General features: G+C 69.8%; 17 protein-coding genes. 6 read left to right on the top strand and 11 right to left on the bottom strand.

Annotated features, from left to right (window positions below; translation table 11 throughout):
- Positions 1–9 precede the first annotated feature (9 nt).
- From CEG14_RS02900 to CEG14_RS02870, 7 genes are all read right to left on the bottom strand, one after another.
- A complete protein-coding gene (locus tag CEG14_RS02900; protein WP_094824841.1) occupies positions 10–792 on the bottom strand; it encodes an SDR family NAD(P)-dependent oxidoreductase in 783 nt (260 codons plus the stop codon).
- The gene (locus CEG14_RS02895; protein ID WP_094824840.1) at positions 789–3,143 is read right to left on the bottom strand and encodes a bifunctional salicylyl-CoA 5-hydroxylase/oxidoreductase; all 2,355 of its coding nucleotides are present in this window, start codon (positions 3,141–3,143) and stop codon (positions 789–791) included. Before CEG14_RS02895 ends, CEG14_RS02900 begins: the two co-directional genes overlap by 4 nt.
- A gap of 349 nt (positions 3,144–3,492) precedes the next feature.
- Positions 3,493–4,197 carry an ABC transporter ATP-binding protein gene (locus CEG14_RS02890; protein ID WP_094824839.1) on the bottom strand — a complete coding sequence of 235 codons (705 nt, stop codon included), beginning with the start codon at positions 4,195–4,197 and terminating at the stop codon, positions 3,493–3,495.
- Positions 4,191–4,967: an ABC transporter ATP-binding protein gene (locus CEG14_RS02885; RefSeq protein WP_094824838.1), complete on the bottom strand. Its 777-nt coding sequence runs from the start codon at positions 4,965–4,967 to the stop codon at positions 4,191–4,193. The genes CEG14_RS02890 and CEG14_RS02885 overlap by 7 nt, the downstream gene beginning before the upstream one ends.
- Positions 4,967–5,932, bottom strand: coding sequence for a branched-chain amino acid ABC transporter permease (locus tag CEG14_RS02880; RefSeq protein ID WP_094824837.1), 966 nt, complete (start codon positions 5,930–5,932; stop codon positions 4,967–4,969). The genes CEG14_RS02885 and CEG14_RS02880 overlap by 1 nt, the downstream gene beginning before the upstream one ends.
- Before the next feature lie 3 nt (positions 5,933–5,935).
- Entirely contained in the window at positions 5,936–6,856 is a 921-nt protein-coding gene (locus tag CEG14_RS02875; RefSeq protein WP_094824836.1) for a branched-chain amino acid ABC transporter permease, read from the bottom strand.
- Positions 6,857–6,971: 115 nt separating this feature from the next.
- Entirely contained in the window at positions 6,972–8,135 is a 1,164-nt protein-coding gene (locus CEG14_RS02870; RefSeq protein ID WP_094824835.1) for an ABC transporter substrate-binding protein, read from the bottom strand.
- 235 nt (positions 8,136–8,370) lie between these two features.
- On the opposite strand from CEG14_RS02870, the gene CEG14_RS02865 reads away from it, so the two are divergent.
- From CEG14_RS02865 to CEG14_RS02840, 6 genes are all read left to right on the top strand, one after another.
- The gene (locus CEG14_RS02865; RefSeq protein ID WP_094824834.1) at positions 8,371–9,297 is read left to right on the top strand and encodes an alpha/beta hydrolase; all 927 of its coding nucleotides are present in this window, start codon (positions 8,371–8,373) and stop codon (positions 9,295–9,297) included.
- On the top strand, positions 9,294–9,782 hold the full coding sequence (locus tag CEG14_RS02860; protein WP_094824833.1) for a MarR family winged helix-turn-helix transcriptional regulator: 489 nt from the start codon (positions 9,294–9,296) through the stop codon (positions 9,780–9,782). Before CEG14_RS02865 ends, CEG14_RS02860 begins: the two co-directional genes overlap by 4 nt.
- 54 nt (positions 9,783–9,836) lie before the next feature.
- Positions 9,837–10,841 carry a hypothetical protein gene (locus CEG14_RS02855; protein ID WP_094824832.1) on the top strand — a complete coding sequence of 335 codons (1,005 nt, stop codon included), beginning with the start codon at positions 9,837–9,839 and terminating at the stop codon, positions 10,839–10,841.
- Positions 10,842–10,957: 116 nt separating this feature from the next.
- Positions 10,958–12,184 (top strand): bifunctional glutamate N-acetyltransferase/amino-acid acetyltransferase ArgJ, encoded by a 1,227-nt coding sequence (argJ, locus tag CEG14_RS02850; RefSeq protein WP_094824831.1) that lies wholly within the window; start codon positions 10,958–10,960, stop codon positions 12,182–12,184.
- Between the two features lie 204 nt (positions 12,185–12,388).
- The gene (locus tag CEG14_RS02845; RefSeq protein WP_094824830.1) at positions 12,389–13,255 is read left to right on the top strand and encodes an ATP-binding protein; all 867 of its coding nucleotides are present in this window, start codon (positions 12,389–12,391) and stop codon (positions 13,253–13,255) included.
- Positions 13,248–14,210, top strand: a complete 963-nt coding sequence (locus CEG14_RS02840) for a Nudix family hydrolase (RefSeq protein WP_094824829.1) — start codon at positions 13,248–13,250, stop codon at positions 14,208–14,210. Before CEG14_RS02845 ends, CEG14_RS02840 begins: the two co-directional genes overlap by 8 nt.
- Before the next feature lie 55 nt (positions 14,211–14,265).
- On the opposite strand, the gene CEG14_RS02835 is transcribed toward CEG14_RS02840, so the two are convergent.
- From CEG14_RS02835 to CEG14_RS02820, 4 genes are read right to left on the bottom strand one after another with little or no spacing between them, the layout of a single operon-like run.
- The gene (locus CEG14_RS02835) at positions 14,266–15,774 is read right to left on the bottom strand and encodes an efflux transporter outer membrane subunit (protein ID WP_094824828.1); all 1,509 of its coding nucleotides are present in this window, start codon (positions 15,772–15,774) and stop codon (positions 14,266–14,268) included.
- Complete coding sequence (locus CEG14_RS02830; RefSeq protein ID WP_094824827.1) at positions 15,771–18,878, bottom strand: multidrug efflux RND transporter permease subunit; 3,108 nt, start codon at positions 18,876–18,878, stop codon at positions 15,771–15,773. The genes CEG14_RS02835 and CEG14_RS02830 overlap by 4 nt, the downstream gene beginning before the upstream one ends.
- On the bottom strand, positions 18,875–21,994 hold the full coding sequence (locus CEG14_RS02825) for an MdtB/MuxB family multidrug efflux RND transporter permease subunit (RefSeq protein ID WP_094824826.1): 3,120 nt from the start codon (positions 21,992–21,994) through the stop codon (positions 18,875–18,877). The genes CEG14_RS02830 and CEG14_RS02825 overlap by 4 nt, the downstream gene beginning before the upstream one ends.
- Before the next feature lie 6 nt (positions 21,995–22,000).
- On the bottom strand, positions 22,001–23,290 hold the full coding sequence (locus tag CEG14_RS02820; RefSeq protein ID WP_094824825.1) for an MdtA/MuxA family multidrug efflux RND transporter periplasmic adaptor subunit: 1,290 nt from the start codon (positions 23,288–23,290) through the stop codon (positions 22,001–22,003).
- Positions 23,291–23,373: the final 83 nt, after the last annotated feature.

Below are 23,373 nucleotides of genomic sequence, written 5' to 3'. Positions count from 1 at the left end.
CGGCGCGGCTCAACCCGGCATGACCTCGCCGCCATCGATCGAGATGGCCTGGCCGTTGACCGAGGCGCTGGCCGGCAGCGCCAGCCAGGCCACCGTGGCGGCGACTTCCTCGGGCTGCACCAGCCGGCCCTGCGGATTGCGCTCGGCCAGCTTGGCGCGCGCGCCCGCCTCGTCGAGCCCGGTCTTCTGCACGATGTTGGCGACCGCGTCGCGCACGATGTCGGTCTCGGTGTAGCCGGGACACACCGCGTTGACGGTGACGCCCTTTCTGGCCACCTCCAGCGCCAGCGCGCGGGTCAGGCCGATCACGCCGTGCTTGGCGGCGCAGTAGGCCGCCACGTAGGCATAGCCGATCAGGCCGGCGGTGCTGGCCACGTTGATGACGCGGCCGTGGCCCCGGACCAGCATGCCCGGCAGCGCGGCCTGGATGCAATGGAAGGTGCCGGTGAGGTTGACGTCGAGCATGCGCTGCCACAGCGCCTCGTCGGTGCGGTCGAAGCGCTGGCTCTCGGCCTGCCCGGCGTTGTTGACGAGGATCGCGATCGGACCGCGCGCCAGCGCGGCCGCGTCGAAGGCGGCGCGCACCGAGGCGGCGTCGCTGATGTCGGCCTGCGCATAGCCCGCGGCGGGGCCCAGCGCTTCGGCAGCGCGCGCCAGCGCCTGGCCGTCACGGCCCAGCAGCGTGACCTGCGCGCCCTGGGCCAGCAGCGCCTGCGCGCAGGCCAGGCCGATGCCGCGGGCGCCGCCGGTCACCAGCGCGTGGTGGCCCTGCAGGGGAAGTGCGGCGCTCATTTCGCTTCCTGTTGCGCCATGGCTGCGGCGCGTTCGAAGTTGGTTTCGAGCTGGCGCTTGCCGGCCTCGTACTGCTGCGGCCAGTGCGTGTGGGTGTAGCCCACGCGCGCGGCCTCGCGCAGCGTCCAGGAGGCGTCGGCCAGGTGCGGCCGGGCCAGCGCGCACAGGTCGGCACGGCCCGACGCGATGATGCCGTTGGCATGGTCGGCCTCGAAGATGGCGCCCACCGCGATGGTCGGGATGCCGGCTTCGTTGCGCACGCGGTCGGCGAACGGGGTCTGGAACATGCGGCCATACACCGGGCGCTGCTCGGGGCTCACCTGACCCGACGAGCAGTCGATCATGTCGGCGCCCGCCTGCTTGAAGACACGGGCGATCGCCACCGCGTCGTCGGCGTCGATGCCGCCCTCGACCCAGTCGTGCGCGGAGATCCGCACCGACATGGGCTTGTCGGCCGGCCACACCTCGCGCACGGCGCGGAACACCTCGAGCGGGAAGCGCAGCCGGTTGTCGAGGCTGCCGCCGTATTCGTCCTGGCGCTGGTTGGTGATGGGCGAGATGAAGCTCGACAGCAGGTAGCCGTGCGCGCAGTGGAGCTCGAGCCAGTCGAAGCCGGCCGCGGCGGCGCGCCGGGCGGCGGCCACGAACTCGTCGCGGATCCGGTCCATGCCGGCGCGATCGAGCTCGGCGGGCACCTGCGACACGCCCGGCATGTAGGGCAGCGGCGAGGCCGACACCAGCGGCCAGTTGCCCTCGGCCAGCGGGTGGTCGATGCGCTGCCAGCCGAGCTGGGTCGAGCCCTTGCGGCCGGCGTGGCCGAGCTGCATGCCGATCTTCGCGGGCGAATTGGCGTGCACGAAATCGACGATGCGCTTGAAGGCGGCCGCCTGTTCGTCGTTCCACAGGCCGGGGCATCCCGGCGTGATGCGCGCGTCGGGCGAGGTGCAGGTCATTTCGACCATCACCAGGCCGGCGCCGCCGAGCGCGCGCGCGCCCAGGTGCACCAGGTGGAACTCGCCCGGCACGCCATCGACGCAGGAATACATCGCCATGGGCGAGACCACGATGCGGTTGGGCAGGCGCACGCCGCGGGCCTGGTAGGGCGTGAACATGGGCAGCGGCGCGGGCACGGTCTTGCCCGCGGGGGCCGCCTCGCCGGCATGCTCGGCGATCCAGCGCTCGTAGCCCTCGAGCCAGGCCGGATCGCGCAGCCGCAGGTTTTCGTGCGAGATGCGCTGCGACCGCGTGAGCAGCGAATAGGCAAACTGCTCCGGCTCCAGGCCGGCATAGCGCTCCACGTTCTCGAACCACTCGGTGGAGTTGCGCGCGGCGTTCTGGATCTTGAGCACCTCGACGCTGCGCACCTCCTCGTAATGCTTGAGCGCGGCGCGCAGGTCGGGCTGGCCGTCGAGGCAGCGCGCCAGCTCGATGGCGTCTTCGAGCGCGAGCTTGGTGCCCGAGCCGATCGAGAAGTGCGCGGTGTGGGCGGCGTCGCCCATCAGCACCACCGGCACGTCGCGCTCGCCGCGCGGCGTGTCGAGGTGGTTCCATTGCACCCAGCCGTTGCAGATCACGCGCGGGAAGCGGATCCAGATGGCGGAGCCGCGCAGGTGGCCGGCGTTGCTCATCAGGCGATGGCCGTCGAGCCACGGCGCGAACAGCTTCTCGCAGTAGGCGATGCCGTCTTCCTGGCTCATCTGCTCGATGCCGGCCGCCTGCCAGGTTTCTTCGGGGGTCTCGACGATGAAGGTCGAGAGGCCGTCCTCGAAGCGGTAGGCATGGGCCTGGAACCAGCCGTGCTCGGTCTGCACGAACGCGAAGGTGAACGCGTCGAAGACCTTGGTGGTGCCGAGCCAGACGAAGCGGCAGCGGCGCTGGTCGATGTCGGGCTTGAAGGTGTCGGCGTAGCGCGTGCGGACCACGCTGTTCAGGCCGTCGGCGGCGATGACCAGGTCGGCGTCGTACTCGCGCGCCAGCGCCTGGTCGTCCTGCACGAAGGTTTCGAACACCAGCTTCACGCCCACCTCTTCGCAACGCGCCTGCAGGATGTTGAGCAGGTGCTTGCGGCCGATGCCGATGAAGCCGTGGCCGCCGGTGCGGATCGTGCGGCCCTTGAAATGGATGTCGATGTCGTCCCAATGATTGAACGCATCGCCGATGGTCTTGGCGGAGACGGGATCCGCCTCGCGCAGATTGTCCATCGTGGCGTCGGAGAACACGACGCCCCAGCCGAACGTGTCGTAGGGCCGGTTGCGCTCGACCACGGTCACGTCGTTGGACGGATCCTGCAGTTTCATCAGCAGGCCGAAATACAGACCGGCGGGACCACCACCCTGGCAGACTATCTTCATGTGTACAGCTCCGTGGCAGCGGCGGCACGCCTCGATCGACCGCCGTTGATTTTGAACCTTTGATATTTTAGGCTTGAAATATATACCCCGCGTGGACACTGCGCAAGACGGGGTCTACACCGACCCGCCTCCGCGGGCGCGCCGCCCGTGCACGCGCCCGTGCGGGCGCCTCCTGCGGGCGCCTCCTGCGGGCGCCTCCTGCGGGCGTCCCCTGCGGGCGCCCCTACGGGCGTCCCTGCGGGCGTCCCTGCGGGCGCCCCAAAACACCGCCGGCCCGGGGTGGACGCCGCGAGCGCGATGCGCCGGGGGAGTCCACGCCGGGCCGGCGGGAAATCAGGGACGGGCTACGTCACACGCCCAGGTAGCGCTCCCACAGCCCGCGGTCGGCGTCGAGCGCCGGCGAGTCGCCGGTCCACACCACCTTGCCGCGCTCCAGGATCACGTGGCGGTCGGCCAGCTTGAGCAGGCGTTCGACGTATTTGTCGATCACCAGAATGGTCTGGCCCGCTTCGCGCAGGCGCGCCAGGCAGGTCCAGATCTCCTCGCGGATGCGCGGCGCCAGCCCCTCGGTGGCTTCGTCCAGGATCAGCAGGCGCGGATTGGTGACCAGGGCCCGGCCGATGGCCAGCATCTGCTGCTCGCCGCCCGAAAGCTGGTTGCCCATGTTGCGGGCGCGCTCGCCCAGGCGCGGAAACAGCTCGAACACGCGCTCCGGAGTCCAGGGCGCGCCGATGTCGGGATTGCGCGCCGCCACGAACGCGGTGAGGTGCTCGCGCACGCTCAGGTTGGGGAAACACTGCCGGCCCTCCGGCACCAGCGCGATGCCGGCGCGCGCGATGCGGTCGGGCCGCCAGCCGCTGATCTTCTGGCCGGCGAAATGGATCTCGCCGGCGCGCAGTGGCAACTGGCCGAACAGGGTGCGCAGCAGCGTGGTCTTGCCCATGCCGTTGCGCCCCAGCAGGGTCACGACCTGGCCCGCGCCGATCTCCAGATCGACGCCGAACAACACCTGGCTGGCGCCGTAGCCGCTCGCGGCGGCCTGGATCTTCAGCATACGGCCTCCGTTTCATCGTCGCCCAGATAGGCCTGGCGCACGTCGGGGTTGGCGCGGATCTCGTCCGGCGTGCCGGTGGCGATCACGCGGCCATAGACCAGCACCGAGATGCGGTCGGCCAGGCGGAACACCGCCTGCATGTCGTGCTCGACCAGCAGCATCGCCGCGCGGCCGCGCAGGCTCTCGATCAGCTCGGTCAGGCGCAGCGTTTCGTCGGGGCCCATGCCGGCCATGGGCTCGTCGAGCAGCAGCACGCTCGGCCGCGCGGCGAGCGCCAGCGCGAACTCCAGCTTGCGCTGCTCGCCGTGCGGCAGCGTGCCGGCCTGGCGCGCGAACAGCGAGGCGTCGATGCAGCACTCCTGCGCCAGCGCGCGGGCCGCGTCGTACAGCGCGGCCTCGTGGGCGCGCGACTGCCAGAAGCGGAAGCTGCTGCCCGCATGGGCCTGCACCGCGAGCAGCAGATTGTCGAGCACGCTGAAGCTGCGGAAGATGTTGGTGATCTGATACGAGCGCGACAGGCCCGCGGCCACGCGTTCGTGGGCCGTCATGGCCGACACGTCGGTGCCGCCCACGTGCAGCGTGCCCGCGTCGGCGGCCAGCGTGCCGGACAGCAGATGGATCAGGGTGGACTTGCCGGCGCCGTTGGGGCCGATCAGGGCATGGATCTCGCCCGGCGCGAGCTCGATCGACACCTGGTCGGTGGCGAGCAGCGCGCCGAAGCGGCGCACCAGGCCGGTGGCACGCAGGGCGGGCGTGTTGGATGTCGTCATCACGCTTTCCTCGCGGGTTCGGTGGCGGGCGTGCGGCTGGCGAACCAGGGGCCGACCAGCCCGGCCAGGCCGCGCGGGGCGCCCAGCACCACGCCCAGCAGCAGCAGGCCCAACGGCAGGTGCCAGTATTCGGTCCAGAGGCGCAGCACTTCCTCGAGCACCAGCATCACCGCCGCGCCGGCCACGCCGCCGTAGCGCAGGCCGATGCCGCCCACCAGCACCATGATCAGCAGGTTGGCCGACTGGGTCCAGTGCATCAGGCTGGGCGAGATGAAGAGGTTGTGGTTGGCCAGCAGCGCGCCGGCCAGGCCCGCGACCGCGCCGCTGATCACGAAGGCCGTGAGCTTCATGCGGTAGACCGGATAGCCCAGCGACTCCATGCGCGATTCGTTTTCGCGGATGCCCTGCAGCGCCGCGCCGTAGCGCGCGTCGACCAGCCGGTTGAACAGGAACAGCAGCACGGCGAACAGCACCAGCACCACGTAGTAGAAGGTGACGTCGTTGGCCAGGTCGAGCGCCGGCAGCTGCGAATGGCCGGCGAGGTTCAGGCCGTCTTCGCCGCCGTACTGGCGCAGCGAGATGAAGATGTAATAGACCATCTGGGCGAAGGCCAGCGTGATCATGATGAAGTACACGCCGCGGGTGCGCAGCGAGATCGCGCCGATGATCCAGGCCAGCACGGCCGCCAGCAGCATCGCGGCCGGCCAGGCCAGCAGCGCGCTGTTGACGCCGAGCGACTGCAGGATGCCGACCGCATAGGCGCCGGCGCCGAAGAAGGCCGCATGCCCGAGCGCCACCATGCCGCCGTAGCCCAGGATCAGGTTCAGGCTGGTCGCCGCCAGCGCATAGATCAGCACGCGCCGCACGAAGGAGATGTAGAAGTCGAGGCCCAGGGCCGGCGCGACCAGCGGAAACACCGCCAGGGCCAGCAACAGGGCGACAGTCCAGTATAGAGATCTACGCATGCTTCACCCGCGCGCCGGAAACAGACCCGACGGACGGAACACCAGGATCCCGGCCATCAACACATAAATCAGGATGGCCGCCAGCGTCGGGCCGACGCTGGACGCCACCGCCGGCGAGAACACCTGGCGCAGCAGCATGGGCAGGAAGGCCCGCCCCGCCGTGTCGACCATGCCGACCAGCAGCGCGCCGACGAAGGCGCCGCGGATCGACCCGATGCCGCCGATCACGATGCACACCAGCACCAGGATCAGGATCTCCTCGCCCATGCCGATCTGCACCGCCGTGATCGGCCCGAGCAGCGCGCCCGCCACCGCCGCCAGCATGGCGCCCAGCACGAACACGCCGAGGAACAGGATCGGCACGCGCACGCCCATCAGCGTGGCCATCTGCCGGTTCGACGCGCCGGCGCGCACCAGCACGCCCGCGCGGGTGCGCGTCACGAACCAGTACAGCCCCGCGGCCGCGAGCAGGCCGAACACGATGATCATCAGGCGGTAGGCCGGATACATCAGGTCGGGCAGCAGGCGCACCGGGCCGGCCAGCGCGGCGGGCATGTTGAGCATCATCGGCGCCGGGCCCCAGACCATCTTGACCAGGTCGCCCGCGATGAGAATGATGGCGTAGGTGCCCAGCACCTGCGCCAGGTGATCGCGCAGCGCCAGGCGGCGGATCAGCACCAGCTCGAGCACCGCGCCCACCACGCCGGTGGCGATGGCCGCCACCGCCACGGCGGCGACGAAGGAGCCGGTGCGCTGCATGGTTTCGGCGGCCACGTAGGCGCCCGCCATGTAGAGTGAACCGTGGGCCAGGTTCATGATGTCCATGATGCCGAACACGAGCGTGAGCCCGGCGGCGATCAGAAACAGCATCAGCCCGAATTGCAGTCCATTGAGCAGTTGCTCGATGACCAGCGTGAACGTCATGAAACTTCCCCCGAAGCCGCGGGCGATCGCTGCGCCCGCGTGTCGTGATGCGCCACCGCCCCGCGCGCGGTGGACGCGGCAAAAAGCGCGCCCTTCAGGGGCGCGCCTTTTGCCATCAGAGCTTGCACTCGCCTACGTAGACGTCCTGGTACTTGTCGAACACCTTGCCGACCAGCTTGTTGGTGATCTTGCCGCTGGCGTCCTTGTCGACGACGCGCACGTAGTAGGGCTGGATCGGGTAGTGGTTCTTGCCGTAGGTGAAGGGGCCACGCACGGAGGAGAAGTCGGCCTTCTCCAGCGCCGCCACGATGGCGTCGCGATCGCTGGCCTTGCCGCCGCTCTGCTTCACGGCCGCGTCGATGGCCATGATCACGTCGTAGGCCTGGGCGGCATACACGGACGGATAGCGGTTGTTGTATTCCTTGCGGAAGGCGTCGACGAACTGCTTGTTCTGCGGCACGTCGAGGTCGTGTGCCCATTGCGCCGTGTTGTACATGCCGAGCATGGGCTCGCCCACGGCCTGGATCACGTCTTCGTCGGCCGAGAAGCCGGGGCCCACGAGCGCGGTGCCCTGCGACAGGCCGGCGGCCACGAACTGCTTGACGAAGTTGATGCCCATGCCGCCCGGCAGGAAGATGTAGACCGCGTCGGGCTTGGCCGCGCGGATCTGCGCGAGCTCGGCGGCGTAGTCGAGCTGGCCGAGCTTGGTGTAGAGCTCTTCGGCCACGGGCGTCTTGTAGCCGCGCTTGAAGCCGGTGAGCGCATCCTTGCCGGCGGGATAGTCGGGCGCCATCACGAACACCTTCTTGTAGCCGCGGTCGGCGGCGACCTTGCCGGCGGCCTCGTGGAAGGCGTCGTTCTGGTACGACAGGCCGAACCAGAACTTGTTGCACTGGGCGCCCGCATACTGGCTGGGGCCGGGGTTGTTCGACAGGAACGGCACCTTGGCGGCGAACAGCGCCGGGCCCACGGCCAGCGCGACGTTCGAGCCGATCGGGCCGGTGAAGAAATCGATCTTTTCGCGCTGGATGTAGCGCGTGACGAGCTGGCGTGCCTGATCCGGATTGCCGCCCATGTCGGTCTGGATGAACTCGGCGGGCTGGCCGCCCAGCTTGTTGCCCAGCTGCTTGATGGCGAGGTTGAAGCCGTCGCGGGCTTCGGCGCCCAGCGCGGAGAACGGGCCGGAGATGTCGTTGGCGATGCCGACCTTGATGGTGTCGGCGCTGGCCAGGCCCGGCAGCATTGCCGCCGCGACCAGGAGGGAGGGGATCAAACGCATGGTGGAGCTCCTTGCGCAGGGCGCGGCAGGTTTTTTATACGGCCTTTTTTGATACGGATGCTTCCAGCGCCAGCATCGGCATCGGACCGCCGGACCCCGCGGCCCGACCTGACCTTGCCCCCGTGCCGGCATGCGCGCGGGGCAAAAGAAACTGGCGTGCGCCATAGTTTAGGTTTAAAGTATTCGGCAAAACAAGTCTAGGGTTTGTACCGATAACCCCCACACGCTGGACGCCATGGCCGATCAAGACCGACCCCTGTATCGCGAATACGATCGCGCGGCACTGGATGTGCAGTACAACGCTCGCGCGACAGTACCCGACATCCACCCGATACTCAAGCGCTATGCCGACGACAGCCGCATGGCGCGCGAGACGCTGCGCTGCGAGCTCGACGTGGCCTACGGCGAGCATCCCGACGAGACGCTCGACATCTTCCTGCCCGACCGCATCGACGGCCGCGCGCCGGTGCTGCTGTTCATCCACGGCGGCTACTGGCGCCTGCTGTCCAAGAGCGATTCGAGCGGCATGGCGCCGCTCTTCACCCGCGCCGGCGCCATCGTGGTGGCGGTGAACTACTCGCTTGCGCCGGCCGTCACGCTCGACCGCATCGTCGACCAGAACCGCCGCGCGCTGGCCTGGGTGCACCGGCACATCGGCCGCCTCGGCGGCGATCCCGCCCGGCTGCATGCCTGCGGCAGTTCGGCCGGCGGCCATCTGGTGGGCGCGCTGCTGGCCGAGGGCTGGCACGCGGCCTATGGCGTGCCCAAGCAGGTGCTGCGCGGCGCCGCGCCGATGTCGGGCCTGTTCGACCTGCGCCCGCTGGTGCACACCCACATCAATGAATGGATGCGCATGAGCCCGGCCGATGCCGAGCGCAACAGCCCGCAGCTGCACCTGCCCGAGCACGGCGGCTGCCCGCTGCTGGTCACCTACGGCGAAAGCGAAACCGATGAATTCAAGCGCCAGAGCCAGGATTTCCTGGCGGCCTGGCGCGCCGCGGGCTTTGCCGGCGAGTATGTCGCGATGCCGGGCTCCAACCATTTCGACCTCGTGCTGAGCCTGAACGACCCGGCCGCGCCCTACACGCGCGCGCTGCTGTCGCAGATGGGCCTCACGCCTCCCGACCTTTCTTCCACGCAGCAACAAGGCACTCTTTCATGATCGACTCACCCGACCTGGAAACGCGGGCCGCGCCCGACGATCATCACGCGCTGCGGCTCTGGCTGCGCATGCTGACCTGCTGCAACCTGATCGAATCGGAGATCCGCAGCCGGCTGCGCACCGAGTACGACACCACGCTGCCGCGCTTCGACCTGATGGCGCAGCTCCAGCGCGCGCCCAAGGGCATGAAGATGGGCGAGCTGTCGCGCCACATGATGGTGACCAACGGCAACATCACCGGCATCACCGACCAACTCGAGAAGGAGGGCCTGGTGGTGCGCACCAAGGTCGAATCCGACCGGCGCAGCTCGCTGCTCAAGCTCACCCCGCAGGGCAGGAAGGCCTTCGCCAAGATGGCCAAGGCCCATGAATCGTGGGTGAAGGGGATGTTCGGCGACATGCCCGAGGCGAGCCGCAACACGCTCTACAAGGCGCTGGGCGAACTGAAGTTGCAGGTGGTATCCAAGCGCGCCGAATCGGAATGAAAACGGCGGCCGCGCCGGCGCTGGCGCGGCCGGGTTTGGCGCATAATAGCCGCCATGATCTCCGTCTCGATTCCCGGCGGCAATTACTACGTCTCCATGGCGATCTCGCTGATCTGCCTGAGCACCCTGCTGACGTGGTGCGTGTCGCTGGCCCGCAATCCCGACAGCCGCGAATGGCTGTCCGAACACCGCCGTCTCGGCCCCACCCTGATGGCGCTGCTGGCCCTGGCCGGCGGCGTGTTCCCCTATCAGCACATCAGCGCCTGGGTGCAGGCCCAGCGCGAGGCCCGCGCCGACGCGGCGCGCCGCGTCACGCTCGACGCGCCCGCCTCGCTGGCCGGCGTGCAGATGCCGGCCGGCACCCAGCTGCGGCTGGCCACGGCCGGCCAGCCCGACACCTTCATCTCGGCGCGCTTCCCGGCGCCCATGCCCGTGGCCGGCATCGACGCGATCGGCCTGACCCGCTACCAGGCCAGCACGCCCGGCGCGGCCCAGGCCTGGTCGCTCACCACCGCCACCAACCAGCGCATCGACGGCTGGACCTGCATGGCGACCCATCCGCTGGAATTCAGGCTGGTCAACGGCAAGCCGCAGTTCGCCGGCTGTCACCTGGCCGCCGGCAACACGCTCGACGAGCGGCCGCTGCCGGCCGGCGCCTGGCTCACCAGCCGCGCCGGCGAGCCCGGCTGGCTGGTCCGCACCGACGGCAGCGAGGCGCTCGGCGTCGACCAGCTGCCGCTGCTCAAGGTGGAGCTGCGGCTCTCGCCCGAGCGCAAGCGGCTGTCGTTCGAGGGGCTGCTGAGCAGCGAGGCCACGCTGGGCGAGGTCACCTACCCGGCCGGCACGCGCGTGGCCAGCGCCGGCGCCAAGGTGCCCGGCGCGCAGGCGGGCGACCTGCTGTTTTCGCCCTCGCGCGGCCGCAGCGCCCGGCGGGCGGGCGGCGCCGAGGTGCCCGCCGGCAAGTCGGTGTTGCAGGCGCCCGGCGGCGAGGTGCGCAGCGTGCTGTCGAACCGCGACGCGGGCGTGCTCGACGTGGCGTCGGTGCGGCTGGGGCCCTGACCCCGGCCTGAAACCCGCCGCGCGAGCGCCTGTCTCGTGGCGGTGGGATAATAGAGAGATTTTCCGCCACCGCCTGCGCGCGGTGTTTTTCCCGTCCTGCTCATCGAGACGACTCCATGGCCGTTAATCTTCAGATTCCTTCCGAATCCGACATCCACCCCGTAGCCGGTGTTGAAATCGGCGTCACCGAGGCCGGCATCCGCAAAGCCAACCGACGCGACCTGACGGTGTTCCGCCTGGCGCCCGGCTCGAGCGTGGCCGGTGTCTTCACCCGCAACCGTTTCTGCGCCGCGCCGGTGCAGGTCTGCCAGGCCCATCTGCAGGCCGGCGGCCCGATCCGCGCGCTGGTCATCAACACCGGCAACGCCAACGCCGGCACCGGCGAGCCGGGCCTGGAGAAGGCCCGCGCCACCTGCGCCGAGCTCGGCCGCCTGCTGGGCGTGAAGGCCGAGGAAGTGCTGCCCTTCTCCACCGGCGTGATCCTGGAGCCGCTGCCGCTCGACCGCCTGGTCGCCGGCCTGCCGGGCGCGATCGCCAAGCTGGGCGCCAACGAATGGTTCAACGCCGCGCACGGCATCATGACCACCGACACGCTGCCGAAGATCTATTCGCGCCGCGTCGAGATCGGCGGCAAGACCATCACCCTGACCGGCATCAGCAAGGGCGCCGGCATGATCCGCCCCAACATGGCGACCATGCTGAGCTACCTCGCCACCGACGCCGGCATCGCCCAGCCCCTGCTCGACAAGCTGGCGCGCGAGATCGCCGACGTGTCGTTCAACCGCATCACGGTCGATGGCGACACCTCCACCAATGACTCGTTCATCGTGATCGCCACCGGCGCGAGCGGCCTGCAGGTCGACAGCGAGACCGACGCCAACTACCCGGCCCTGCGCGCGGCGCTGGCCGAGGCCGCCACCGACCTGGCGCAGAAGATCGTGCGCGACGCCGAGGGCGCCACCAAGTTCATGACGATCCGCGTCGAAGACGCCGGCAACGCCGACGAGGCGCTGAAGGTGGCCTACGCCGTGGCGCACTCGCCGCTGGTCAAGACCGCCTTCTTCGCCTCCGATCCCAACCTGGGCCGCATCCTGGCCGCCATCGGCTACGCCGGCATCGACGACCTCGACGTGAGCAAGATCCGCCTGTGGCTCGACGACGTGCTGGTGGCCCTCGACGGCGGCCGCAATCCCGACTACCAGGAAGCCGATGGCCAGCGCGTGATGAAGCAGGCCGAGATCGGCGTGCGCATCGCGCTGGGCCGCGGCAAGCACACCGAGACCGTCTATACCTGCGACTTCTCGCACGAGTACGTCAGCATCAACGCCGACTACCGTTCCTGATCGCCGCGCCTCACGGGGCGCACCCACGGCCGGGGCGGGCCGTCACCCGCCCGCCCCGGCCGCCGCATCTGCTTGCAGCGCGTCGCAGTACCCCCGCCGGCGCGTTTCGTCCGCGTGCCGCCGCGACCCCTGTGGCGGCAGCGACGATCCTGTCGTAACCGCCGGCGCGCCCCTTTCCCGGGCCGCCTCACCAGGAATTTCGCAGTGACCGCTACCGACTACACCCAATTGCTGGCCCGCGCCGAGCGCGTGCTCGCGCAGCTCGAAGCCTTTCTGCCCGCCGCGCCGCCCGAGATCGACTGGAGCGCGCACGCCTACCGCTGGCGCAAGCGCGGCTCGCGCGGCTGGCTCGACGCCGTGCGCCACGTCGCCCGCATCGAGGCCGACGACCTGCAGCACATCGAGCGCCAGAAAGGCATCATCGAACGCAACACGCGCCAGTTCCTGGCCGGCAAGCCGGCCAACAACGTGCTCATGACCGGCGCGCGCGGCACCGGCAAGAGCTCGCTGGTCAAGGCCATGCTGGCCGCGCACGGCGACGCGGGCCTGCGCCTGATCGAGGTCGACAAGGCCGACCTGGGCGACCTGCCCGACATCGTCGAGCTGGTGGCGCCGCGCAGCGAGCGCTACATCGTGTTCTGCGACGACCTGTCGTTCGAGGAGGGCGAGGCCGGCTACAAGGCGTTGAAGTCGGTGCTCGACGGCTCGGTCTCGGCCGCAGGCGACAACGTGCTCATCTACGCCACGTCCAACCGGCGCCACCTGATGCCGGAATACATGAGCGAAAACCTCCAGGCCAAGCACCAGTCGGATGGCGAGATCCACCCGGGCGAGACGGTCGAGGAGAAGATCTCGCTGTCGGAGCGCTTCGGCCTGTGGCTGTCGTTCCATCCGTTCCGCCAGGACGACTATCTCGACATCGTCTATCACTGGCTGCGCGAGCTGGGCTGCCCCGAAGACCAGGTGCTGCCGAGCCGCACCGAGGCGCTGCAATGGGCCCTGGAACGCGGCTCGCGCTCGGGCCGGGTGGCCTATCAGTTCGCACGCGACTGGGCGGCCCGCCATGTCTGACAAGATCATCGACGTCGCGGCCGGGCTGATCCTGCGGCCCGACGGCCAGCTGTTGCTGGGCCAGCGTCCGGAAGGCAAGCCCTGGTCGGGATGGTGGGAACTGCCGGGCGGCAAGCTCGAGCCCGGCGAGACCGTGCTGCAGGCGCTGGCGCGCGAGCTCGAAGAAGAGATCGGCATCCGCGTGACCGAGGCGCGGCCGTGGGTCACCTACGTGCACGTCTATCCGCACACCACCGTGCGGCTGGCGTTCTGCCACGTCACGGGCTGGGACGGCGAGCCGCGCGGCCTGGAAAACCAGCGGCTGCAATGGGTCGACCCGGCCCACGCGGACGTGGTGGGCGACCTGCTGCCGGCCACGCTGCCGCCGCTGCGCTGGCTGCAGCTGCCAACGCGCTACGGCATCAGCTCGGCCGGCTCGCCCGCCGCGCTGCCGGCCTGGTTCGCCAAGCTCGACCGGGCGCTGGCGCAGGGCCTGAAGCTGGTGCAGTGGCGCGAACCGGCCTGGCCGGAGGGCGCGGATGCGGCGTCGCTGCATGCGGCCATGCAGGAGGCCCTGGCCCGCTGCCAGCGCGCGGGCGCGCGCCTGCTCGTCAACAGTGTGCATCCGCAAGCCTGGTGGAACGAGGCCGATGGCGTGCACCTGCGCGCGGCCGATGCGAAGGCGCTGCAGACGCGCCCGGCCGCGGCCGAGGGCAAGCTGGTGGGCGTGTCGGCGCACACGCACGCCGAGGTGGTGCATGCGCGCGAACTGGGCGCCGATTTCGCGGTGCTCGGGCCGGTGCTGCCGACCGCCAGCCATCCGGGCCAGCCGGCCATCGGCTGGGACGGCTTCGTGCAGCACAACCGCGACGCCGGCCTGCCGGTGTTTGCGCTGGGCGGTCAGTCGCCCGACACGCTGCGCGACGCGCAGCAGCACGGCGCGCACGGCATCGCCGCGATCCGCGGCCTGATCTGAGCCGCGCCGGCGCGGCCAGCGCACACGCGCCGGTCGCGCCCGCCGCAGCAATGCGTCAGGGTTGCGCGGCCGGTGCCGGCGTGCCGGCCGTCGCGGTCTCCTGTGCCGCGGGCGGGCGATCCGCCTGCGGCAACCCTTCCCAGCCGCCGCCCAGCGCGGCGATCAGCTGCACGCTGGCATTCAGTCGATTGCCCAACAGCGTGAGCGCGCTGCGCTCGGCGTTGAGCGCGGTGGCCTCGACCACCGCCACGCTCAGATAGTCGACCAGGCCGGCCTCGTACTGGTTGCGCGTCAGGCGCAACGATTCGCGTGCCGAGGTCAGCGCGCGGCGCTGCACCTCCTGCTCCTGCGCCATCACGCGCAGCTGGATCAGATAGTCTTCGACCTCGCGCAGCGCCACCAGCACGCTCTGGCGATAGGCCGCGGCCTGCGAATCATAGGCCGCGCGGGCCGACGCGATCTGCGCCTCGCGCGCGCCGCCGTCGAAGATCGTGAGCGCGAGCGCGGGGCCGAGCGACCAGAAGCGCGCGGGCGCGGTCAGCAGGTCGCCGAACTGGCCGCTGCGAAAGCCGCCGCTGGCCGACAGCGTCAGGTCGGGAAACCAGGCGGCCACGGCCACGCCGATGTCGGCGTTGGCGGCTGCGGCACGGCGTTCGGCCGCAGCCACGTCGGGCCGGCGCTCCAGCAGCGTCGCGGGCAGGGCCACCGGGATCTCGGGCAATTGCTGCGTGAACGGCGCGGGCGGCAAGGCGAAACGCGACGGCGCCAGGCCGACCAGCACGGCGATCGCGTGCTCGTACTGGCCGCGCTGCCAATCGAGGTCGATCGATTGCGCACGCGTGTTCTCGAGCTGCGTCTCGGCCACGGCCACGTCGGCCTTGCCCGCCACGCCGGCCTCGTAGCGATTGCGCGTGAGCTGCAGCGAGCGCTCGTAGGCCGCCACCGTGGCGTCCAGCAGGCGCTTCTGCTCGTCGAGGATGCGCAGCTGCAGATAGTTCTGCGCCAGCGCCGACTGCGCGCTCAGGCGCGTCGCCGCGAGATCGGCGCCGCTGGCCGCCGCGGAGGCCTGGCTCGATTCGACCTGGCGCCGGATGCGGCCCCACACGTCCAGCTCCCAGCTCACGCTGCCGCTCAGGGAATACTGATTCGAGGTGCTGGTGCCGGTGCTCTGCGAGCTGGCGCCGTTGCCGGCACGGGTCAGGCCGGCGTCGGCGCCGACCGTCGGGAAGAAGGCCGAGCGCGCCGAATTCACCAGCGCCTGGGCCTGGCGATAGTTGGCCTCGGACTGCGCCACGGTCTGGTTGGCAGTGTTCAGGTCGGCCATCAGGGCATCGAGCGTGGCATCGCCGTAGACGCGCCACCATTCGCCGCGCTCGACCTGGTCGGCGGGCTGCGCCCGCTTCCAGCCCGGCACCGTGCCCTCGCCTTCCTTGAAACCGGCGCCCACGTCGATGGCGGGGCGCTGGTAGTCGGGGCCCACCGCGCAGCCGGCCAGCAGCAGCGCGAGCGCCAGCGGCGCCAGGCGCGCGGAGAAGACGGAGGTCAGGGTCGGAAATCGGATCATGGATGCGGAGTCGGAACGGAGGCCGTGCCGGCGCGGCGGCGCGCGGCCCAGAGGCGGAGTCGGTCGAGGTACAGGTAGACGACGGGCGTGGTGTAGAGGGTGAGGATCTGCGACAGCACCAGGCCGCCCACGATGGTGATGCCGAGCGGGCGCCGCATCTCGACGCCCGCGCCGGTGGCCAGCACCAGCGGCAGCGCGCCGAAGATCGCGGCCAGCGTGGTCATCATGATGGGGCGAAAGCGCGTGAGGCAGGCCTGGAAGATGGCGTCGCGCGGCGCCATGGCCTCGCGCCGCTCGGCGTCGAGCGCGAAGTCCACCATCATGATGGCGTTCTTCTTCACGATGCCGATCAGCAGGAACACGCCGATCAGCGCGATCAGCGTGAACTCGGTGTTGAGCAGCATCAGCGCCAGCAGCGCGCCGATGCCGGCCGAGGGCAGCGTCGACAGGATCGTGAGCGGATGCACGAAGCTCTCGTACAGCATGCCCAGCACGATGTACATCGCCACCAGCGCGGCCAGGATCAGCCAGGGCTGGCGCGCCAGCGTCTTCTGCAGCTCGGCGGCCGTGCCCTGGAAGCCGGCCTGGATCTGATCCGAGGGCAGGCCGATGCGCGCCACCGCCGTATCGATGGCGGCCAGCGCCTGGTCGAGCGACACGCCGGGCGCGGTCGAGAACGAGATGGTGTCGGCCACGAACAGGCCCTGGTGGCTCACCGACAGCGGCGCGTTGCCGACCTCGAGCCTGGCGAAGGCCGACAGCGGCACGCGGCTGCCATCGGCCGCGATCACCTGCAGCTGCTTGAGCGACTCGGCATCTTCGGCGAAGCGCGCGTCCACGCCCATCACCACGTGATACTGGTTCAGCGGCCCGTACATCACCGAGACCTGACGCTGGCTGTAGGAGTTGTTCAGCACCGCGGCGATGGTGGACATGTCGATGCCGAGCCGGGTGGCGGCGTCGCGGTCGATCACCAGGTTGATCTGGCGGCCCTTGTCCTCGACGTCGGCGTCCACGTCGGTGATCTCGGGCAGCTCGCTCATGGCGCGCTGCACGCGCGGCATCCAGGTGCGCAGCAACTGCAGGTCGCCCGACATGAGCGTGTAGTCGTAGGAGCCGGTGCTCTGGCGCCCGCCGATGCGGATGTCCTGCTGCGACACCAGGAACAGCTGCGCGCCCGGTTCGCGCATGAGCCGTCCGCGCAGGCGGTTGATCACCGTGTCGGCGCTCACGCCGCGCTCGGCCAGGGGTTTGAGCTGGATCTGCAGGAAGCTGGTGTTGCTGCCGCCGCGCCCGCCGGCGTAGGCGGTGATGCTCTGCACCGCCGGGTCGGCCTGGATCACCTTGCGGAAGAACTCCAGCTTGGGCACCGTGGCCTGGAACGAGGTGCCCTGGTCGACGCGGAAGAAGCCCAGCAGCTGGCCCGTGTCCTGCTGCGGCAGAAAGCCCTTGGGCACGGCCGTGTAGAGATAGACGTTGAGCGCGATGGTGGCGGCCAGGATCAGCAGCATGAGCTTGCCATGGTCCAGCGCCCAGGCGAGGCTGCTGCGGTAGCCCGCCATCATGCGCTCGAAGCCGCGGTCGAGCAGGCGCCAGCGCGACGGCCGGGCCGGATCCGGCGGGGGCTCGGCGCGCAGCAGGCGCGCACACATCATGGGCGTGAGCGTGAGCGAGACCACCAGCGACACCAGGATCGCGGCCGACAGCGTGACGGCGAACTCGCGGAACAGCCGCCCCACCACCCCGCCCATCAGCAGGATCGGGATGAACACGGCCACCAGCGACAGGCTCATCGACAACACGGTGAAGCCCACCTCGCGCGAGCCGCGCAGCGCGGCGCGCATCGGGCTCATGCCGCGCTCGACGTGGCGCATGATGTTCTCGAGCACCACGATCGCGTCGTCCACCACGAAGCCGGTCGCCACGATCAGCGCCATCAGAGAGATAGTATTGAGCGTGTAGCCGAAGGCGTACATCACGCAGAAGGTGCCCACCAGCGACACCGGCACGGCCACGGAGGGGATGATGGCGGCGCGCCAGCGCTTGAGGAACAGCAGCACCACCAGCACCACCAGGCCGACCGCGATCGCCAGGGTCAGCTCGGCCTCGTGCAGCGAGGCGCGGATGCTGGGGGTGCGGTCCTGCGCCACCACCATGTTCACGTCGCCCGGCAGGATGGCGCCGAGCTGCGGCAGCTGGGCGTAGATTTCGTCGACCGTCTCGATGATGTTGGCGTCGGCCTGGCGCCGCACGATCAGGATGATGGCGTTGCGGTCGTTGTAGAAGCCGGTCTGGAACAGATCCTCGACCGAATCCTCCACCGTGGCCACGTCGGAGAGCCGCACCGCGGCGCCGTCGCGCCAGGCCACGATCAGCGGGCGGTAGTCTTCCGCCTTGTTGAGCTGGTCGCTGGCCATGATCTGCCAGTGGTATTCGTCGTTCTCGAGAAAGCCCTTGGGCCGGTTGGCATTGGCGCTCGACAGCGCCTGGCGCACCTCGTCGAGCGACACGCCGCGGTTGGCCAGCGCGCCGGGGATCAGGCTCACGCGCACGGCCGGCAGCGAGCTGCCGCCCACCGTGACCTCGCCCACGCCTTTGATCTGCGCCAGCTTCTGCGCCACGATGGTGGAGGCCAGGTCGTAGAGCTGGCCCTGGGTCATCGTCTCCGAGCTCATCGCCAGCGTCATGATCGGCGCCGACGAGGGATTGGCCTTGTGATAGGTGGGGTTGCTGCGCAGGCTGGTGGGCAGCAGCGAGCGCGCCGCGTTGATCGCGGCCTGCACGTCGCGCGCAGCGCCGTCGATGTCGCGCGAGAGATCGAACTGCAGCGTGATGCGGGTCGAGCCCTGCGAGCTGCGCGAGGTCATCTCGGTCACGCCGGCGATGCTGCCGAGCGAACGCTCCAGCGGCGTGGCCACGCTCGAGGCCATGGTCTCGGGGCTCGCGCCGGGCAGGCTCGCGCTCACCGAGATCGTGGGGATGTCCACCTGCGGCAGCGGCGCCACGGCCAGCAGGCGGAACGACAGGATGCCCGCCAGCACCACGCCCAGGCACAGCAGCGTGGTGGCGACGGGCCGGACGATGAAGGGCGCCGACAGGTTCATGGCTGCGTCGACCCGGGCGCCGCGCGCGCACCGGCGCCGGCACGCTCACCGCCGCGCCAGCGCGTGGCCAGGCGGTCGAACATCAAGTAGATCACCGGCGTGGTGAACAGCGTGAGCACCTGGCTCACCAGCAGGCCGCCCACCATCACCAGGCCCAGCGGCTGGCGCAGCTCGGCGCCGGTGCCGGTCGACAGCATGAGCGGCAACGCCCCGAACAGCGCGGCCAGCGTGGTCATGAGGATCGGGCGGAAGCGCAGCAGCGCGGCCTCGTGGATCGCCTCGCGCGGGCTCATGCCGCGCTTGCGCTCGGCGTCGAGCGCGAAGTCGATCATCATGATCGCGTTTTTCTTGACGATGCCGATCAGCAGGATGATGCCGATGATGCCGATCATGTCGAGGTCGCGGCCGCTCAGCAGCAGCGCCAGCAGCGCGCCGACCCCGGCCGAGGGCAGCGTCGACAGGATGGTGATCGGATGGATGTAGCTCTCGTAGAGCACGCCCAGGACGATGTACATGGTCACGATCGCGGCCAGGATCAGCCACAGCGTGCTCGACAGCGAGCTCTGGAACGCCAGCGCGGCGCCCTGGAAGCGCGTCTCCACGCCCGCGGGCATGCCGATCTCGTGTTCGGCCGCCACGATGGCCTCGACCGCGCCCGACAGCGAGGCGCCCGGCGCCAGGTTGAACGACACGGTCGTCATCGGAAACTGGTTGAGCCGGTTGACCGCCAGCACGGTGCGGCCCTCGGTCACGTGCGCGACCGACGACAGCGGCACCTGCCCGCCCGACGAGGTCGGCACGCGGATCTGGTCGAGCGCGGCGGCCGAGGCGCGGAACTGCGGCTCCACCTCCATCACCACGCGGTACTGGTTCGACTGGGTGAAGATGGTGCTGATGAGGCGCTGGCCGAAGGCATCGTAGAGCGCCTCGTCGATGGTGGCCGCGGTGATGCCGAGCCGCGAGGCGGCATCGCGGTCGATCTGCACCCAGGTCTGCAGGCCCTCGTCCTGCAGGTCGTGGCTGACGTCGGCCAGCATGGGCACGGTGCGCAGCTTCTCGACCAGCTTGGGCGCCCATTCGCTCAACACCGACAGATCGGGGTTGGACAGCGTCATCTGGTATTGCGTGCGCGCCACCCGGTCTTCGATGGTGAGGTCCTGCACCGGCTGCACGTAGAGCGTGAGGCCGTTGTGCAGGCCATTGACGGCGTCCTGCAGGCGCTTGGTCACCACGGCCATGCCCTCGCGCTCGCCCTGCGGCTTGAGCGCGATCTGCATGCGCCCGGCGTTCAGCGTGGCGTTGCTGCCGTCCACGCCGATGAACGACGACACGGCCGAGACCGCCGGGTCCTGCAGGATGCGAGCGGCGGCCTCCTGCTGGCGCTGCGACATCGCGGTGAACGAGATCGCCTGCGGGCCCTGGGTGATGCCCTGCAGCAGGCCGGTGTCCTGCTGCGGGAAGAAGCCCTTCGGGATCACGATGTAGAGCAGCACCGTGACCGCAAAGGTTGCGACCGCAACCAGCAGGGTTGCGACCTGGTGGTTGAGCACGGTCTTGAGCATCGCGTCGTAGCGCTGGATGACGCGATCGATGAAGTTGTGCGTGAACTGATGGAAGCGGCCGTAGCGCATCTGCGACTCGGGCTTGAGCAGGCGCGCGCACATCATGGGCGTGAGCGTGAGCGAGATCAGCAGCGAGATCATGATCGCCACCGCCAGCGTGACCGCGAACTCGCGGAACAGCCGGCCCACCACCTCGGTCATGAAGAGCAGCGGGATCAGCACCGCGATCAGCGACAGCGTGAGCGAGATCAGCGTGAAGCCGATCTGCGCCGCCCCCTTGAGCGCGGCGTGCAGCGGGCTCTCGCCCTCCTCGATGTGGCGCGCGATGTTCTCGATCATCACGATGGCGTCGTCGACCACGAAACCGGTGGCGATGGTCAGCGCCATCAGCGTGAGGTTGTTGAGCGAGAACCCGGCCAGGTACATGATGCCGAAGGTGCCGATCAGGGACAGCGGCACGACCACGCTGGGGATGAAGGTGGCCGTGGCGCTGCGCAGGAAGATGAAGGTCACCAGCACCACCAGCCCCACCGCCAGCAGCATCTCGTGCTGCACGCTCTTGATCGAATCGCGGATGGTCTGGGTGCGGTCGGACACGACGGTGAGGTCGAGCGTGGCCGGCATGGCGCTGCGCAGCTGCGGGATCAGCTCGTAGATCCGGTCGACCACGTCGATCACGTTGGCGCCCGGCTGGCGCTGGATGTTGAGCAGAATGGCGGGCTTGTCGCCCACCCAGGCGGCCTGGCGCGTGTCTTCGGCGCCCTCCACCGCCCGCGCCACGTCCGACAGCCGCAGCGGCGCGTTGTTGCGATAGGCGATGATGAGGTCGTTGTAGTCGGTGGGCGTCTTGAGCTGGCTGTTGGCGTCGATGGTGGTGGCGCGCTGCGGCCCGTCGAGGTTGCCCTTGGGCTGGTTGACGTTGGCGCCGACCACCGCGGTGCGCAGATCCGACAGCGCCAGCCCGGCCGAGGCCAGCGCCTGCGGATTGACCTGCACCCGCACCGCCGGGCGCTGGCCGCCGGCCACGCTCACCAGGCCCACGCCGGGAATCTGCGAGAGCTTCTGCGCCATGCGGGTGTCGACCAGGTCGCGCACCTGCGGCAGCGGCATGGTGGGCGAGGTGATCGCCAGCGTCAGCACCGCGGCGTCGGCGGGGTTGACCTTGTTGTAGGTCGGCGGCACCGGCAGATCGCTGGGCAGCAGGTTGGAGGCCGCGTTGATCGCCGCCTGCACCTGCTGCTCGGCCACGTCGAGCGAGAGGTCCAGGCTGAACTGCATCGTGATGACCGAGGCCCCGCCCGAGCTCGACGAGGACATCTGATTCAGCCCCGGCATCTGGCCGAACTGGCGTTCCAGCGGCGAGGTGACGAGCGAGGTCATCACGTCGGGGCTGGCGCCCGGATAGAGCGTGACCACCTGGATGGTGGGGTAATCGACCTCGGGCAGCGCCGAAACCGGCAGCAGGCGGTAGGCGATCAGGCCGGCGATGAGGATGGCGATCATCGACAGCGTGGTCGCCACCGGCCGCAGGATGAACAGGCGCGACGGATTCACGGCGCGCTACCTGCCCGAACCGGACGAGCGTTTGATGGTGGCGGGGCTGGTGCCCGCCGGCGCGCCGGCGCCGAGCGAGGAGCCCGGGGTCGACGGCACGTTCTCGGGCGTGGCGACCACGTCGACCTTGCTGCCGGTGCGCAGGCGGTCGGTGCCTTCCACGACGACCTGCTCGCCGGGCTTGATGCCCTCGTTCACGGCGACCCAGCCCTGGTCGATGGTGCCGAGCTTGAGCGGGCGCACGGCCACGGTCTTGTCTTCCTGCACCACGAACACGAAGGAGCCGACCGAGCCCTGCTGCACGGCCACCGTGGGAATCGCGGTGACGTTGGCGCGGCGCTCGACCAGCAGGCGCACGTTCACGAACTGGTTCGGGAACAGCTGCTGGTCGGCGTTGGCGAAACGGGCCTTGAGCTTGACGGTGCCGGTGGTCACGTCGATCTGGTTGTCCACCGTCTCGAGCTCGCCCGTCGCGATCTGGCGGATGTCGGCGCGGTCGTAGGCCTGGACCTGCAGCGTGCGGCCCTCGCGCAGTTGCGCGAGCACGTCCGGCAGCTGGGTCTCGGGCAAGGTGAACAGCACCGAGATCGGGTCGGTCTGGGTGATCACCACCAGGCCGTTGGTGTCACCGCTGGACACCAGGTTGCCCTGGTCGACCTGGCGCAGGCCGAGCCGGCCCGCGATCGGCGCCGTGATGCGCGAGTAGGTGAGCTGCAGCTTGGCGTTGTCGACCGCGGCCTGGTCGCTCTTGACCGTGCCTTCGTACTGGCGCACCAGCGCGGCCTGCGTGTCGAGCTGCTGGCGCGCGATGGAATCCTGCTTGAACAGGGTCTGATACCGCTGCAGGTCGCGGCGCGCATTCTCGAGCTGCGCCTGGTTCTGCTGCTGGGTGCCCTGCGCCTGGGCCAGCGCCACCTCATAGGGGCGCGGATCGACCTGCGCGAGCACGTCGCCGGCCTTCACGAACTGGCCTTCCTGGAAATTCACCTTGACCAGCTCGCCCTCGACGCGGCTGCGCACGGTGACGGTGTTGTAGGCGGTGACCGTGCCGAGCGCGCGCAGCACGATGTCGAAATCCTGCGAGCGCGCCGCCGCCACCTTGACCGGCACCGGCATGTTCATCATCGCGGCCGGCCCGCCGGCCATGCCGCCGCCGCGCCGCCCCTGTCCACCGGTGTTGGCGGCCGGACGCCAGATCAGCCAGGCGGCCAGCGCCACCAGCAGCAACACGACCACGATCGCGATCAGGCGCTTTTTGCGGCGGGACGGCGACGGGGCGGGCGAAATGTCAGACATGGGGTTTCCGGACGCGGGGACACAATGGGGAAGGTCTATTGTCCCCCAGAGAGATGAAAAAGAGGACGCGCGCGTGGCCGAAT

This window comes from Bordetella genomosp. 1, assembly GCF_002261335.1.
Classification (GTDB): domain Bacteria; phylum Pseudomonadota; class Gammaproteobacteria; order Burkholderiales; family Burkholderiaceae_B; genus Bordetella.
Note: the sequence above shows the minus strand (reverse complement) of the source record. Positions and strands in the feature narration are given on the sequence as shown.

Excerpts from the sequence above, each read along its gene's own strand:
- CEG14_RS02880 (WP_094824837.1), bottom strand. The coding sequence starts at position 5,932 with ATGCGTAGATCTCTATACTGGACTGTCGCCCTGTTGCTGGCCCTGGCG.
- CEG14_RS02890 (WP_094824839.1), bottom strand. The coding sequence starts at position 4,197 with ATGCTGAAGATCCAGGCCGCCGCGAGCGGCTACGGCGCCAGCCAGGTG.
- CEG14_RS02860 (WP_094824833.1), top strand. The coding sequence starts at position 9,294 with ATGATCGACTCACCCGACCTGGAAACGCGGGCCGCGCCCGACGATCAT.
- CEG14_RS02830 (WP_094824827.1), bottom strand. The coding sequence starts at position 18,878 with ATGAACCTGTCGGCGCCCTTCATCGTCCGGCCCGTCGCCACCACGCTG.
- CEG14_RS02855 (WP_094824832.1), top strand. The coding sequence starts at position 9,837 with ATGATCTCCGTCTCGATTCCCGGCGGCAATTACTACGTCTCCATGGCG.
- CEG14_RS02885 (WP_094824838.1), bottom strand. The coding sequence starts at position 4,967 with ATGACGACATCCAACACGCCCGCCCTGCGTGCCACCGGCCTGGTGCGC.
- CEG14_RS02865 (WP_094824834.1), top strand. The coding sequence starts at position 8,371 with ATGGCCGATCAAGACCGACCCCTGTATCGCGAATACGATCGCGCGGCA.
- CEG14_RS02870 (WP_094824835.1), bottom strand. The coding sequence starts at position 8,135 with ATGCGTTTGATCCCCTCCCTCCTGGTCGCGGCGGCAATGCTGCCGGGC.
- CEG14_RS02835 (WP_094824828.1), bottom strand. The coding sequence starts at position 15,774 with ATGATCCGATTTCCGACCCTGACCTCCGTCTTCTCCGCGCGCCTGGCG.
- CEG14_RS02875 (WP_094824836.1), bottom strand. The coding sequence starts at position 6,856 with ATGACGTTCACGCTGGTCATCGAGCAACTGCTCAATGGACTGCAATTC.
- CEG14_RS02840 (WP_094824829.1), top strand. The coding sequence starts at position 13,248 with ATGTCTGACAAGATCATCGACGTCGCGGCCGGGCTGATCCTGCGGCCC.
- CEG14_RS02900 (WP_094824841.1), bottom strand. The coding sequence starts at position 792 with ATGAGCGCCGCACTTCCCCTGCAGGGCCACCACGCGCTGGTGACCGGC.
- CEG14_RS02895 (WP_094824840.1), bottom strand. The coding sequence starts at position 3,143 with ATGAAGATAGTCTGCCAGGGTGGTGGTCCCGCCGGTCTGTATTTCGGC.
- CEG14_RS02820 (WP_094824825.1), bottom strand. The coding sequence starts at position 23,290 with ATGTCTGACATTTCGCCCGCCCCGTCGCCGTCCCGCCGCAAAAAGCGC.
- argJ (WP_094824831.1), top strand. The coding sequence starts at position 10,958 with ATGGCCGTTAATCTTCAGATTCCTTCCGAATCCGACATCCACCCCGTA.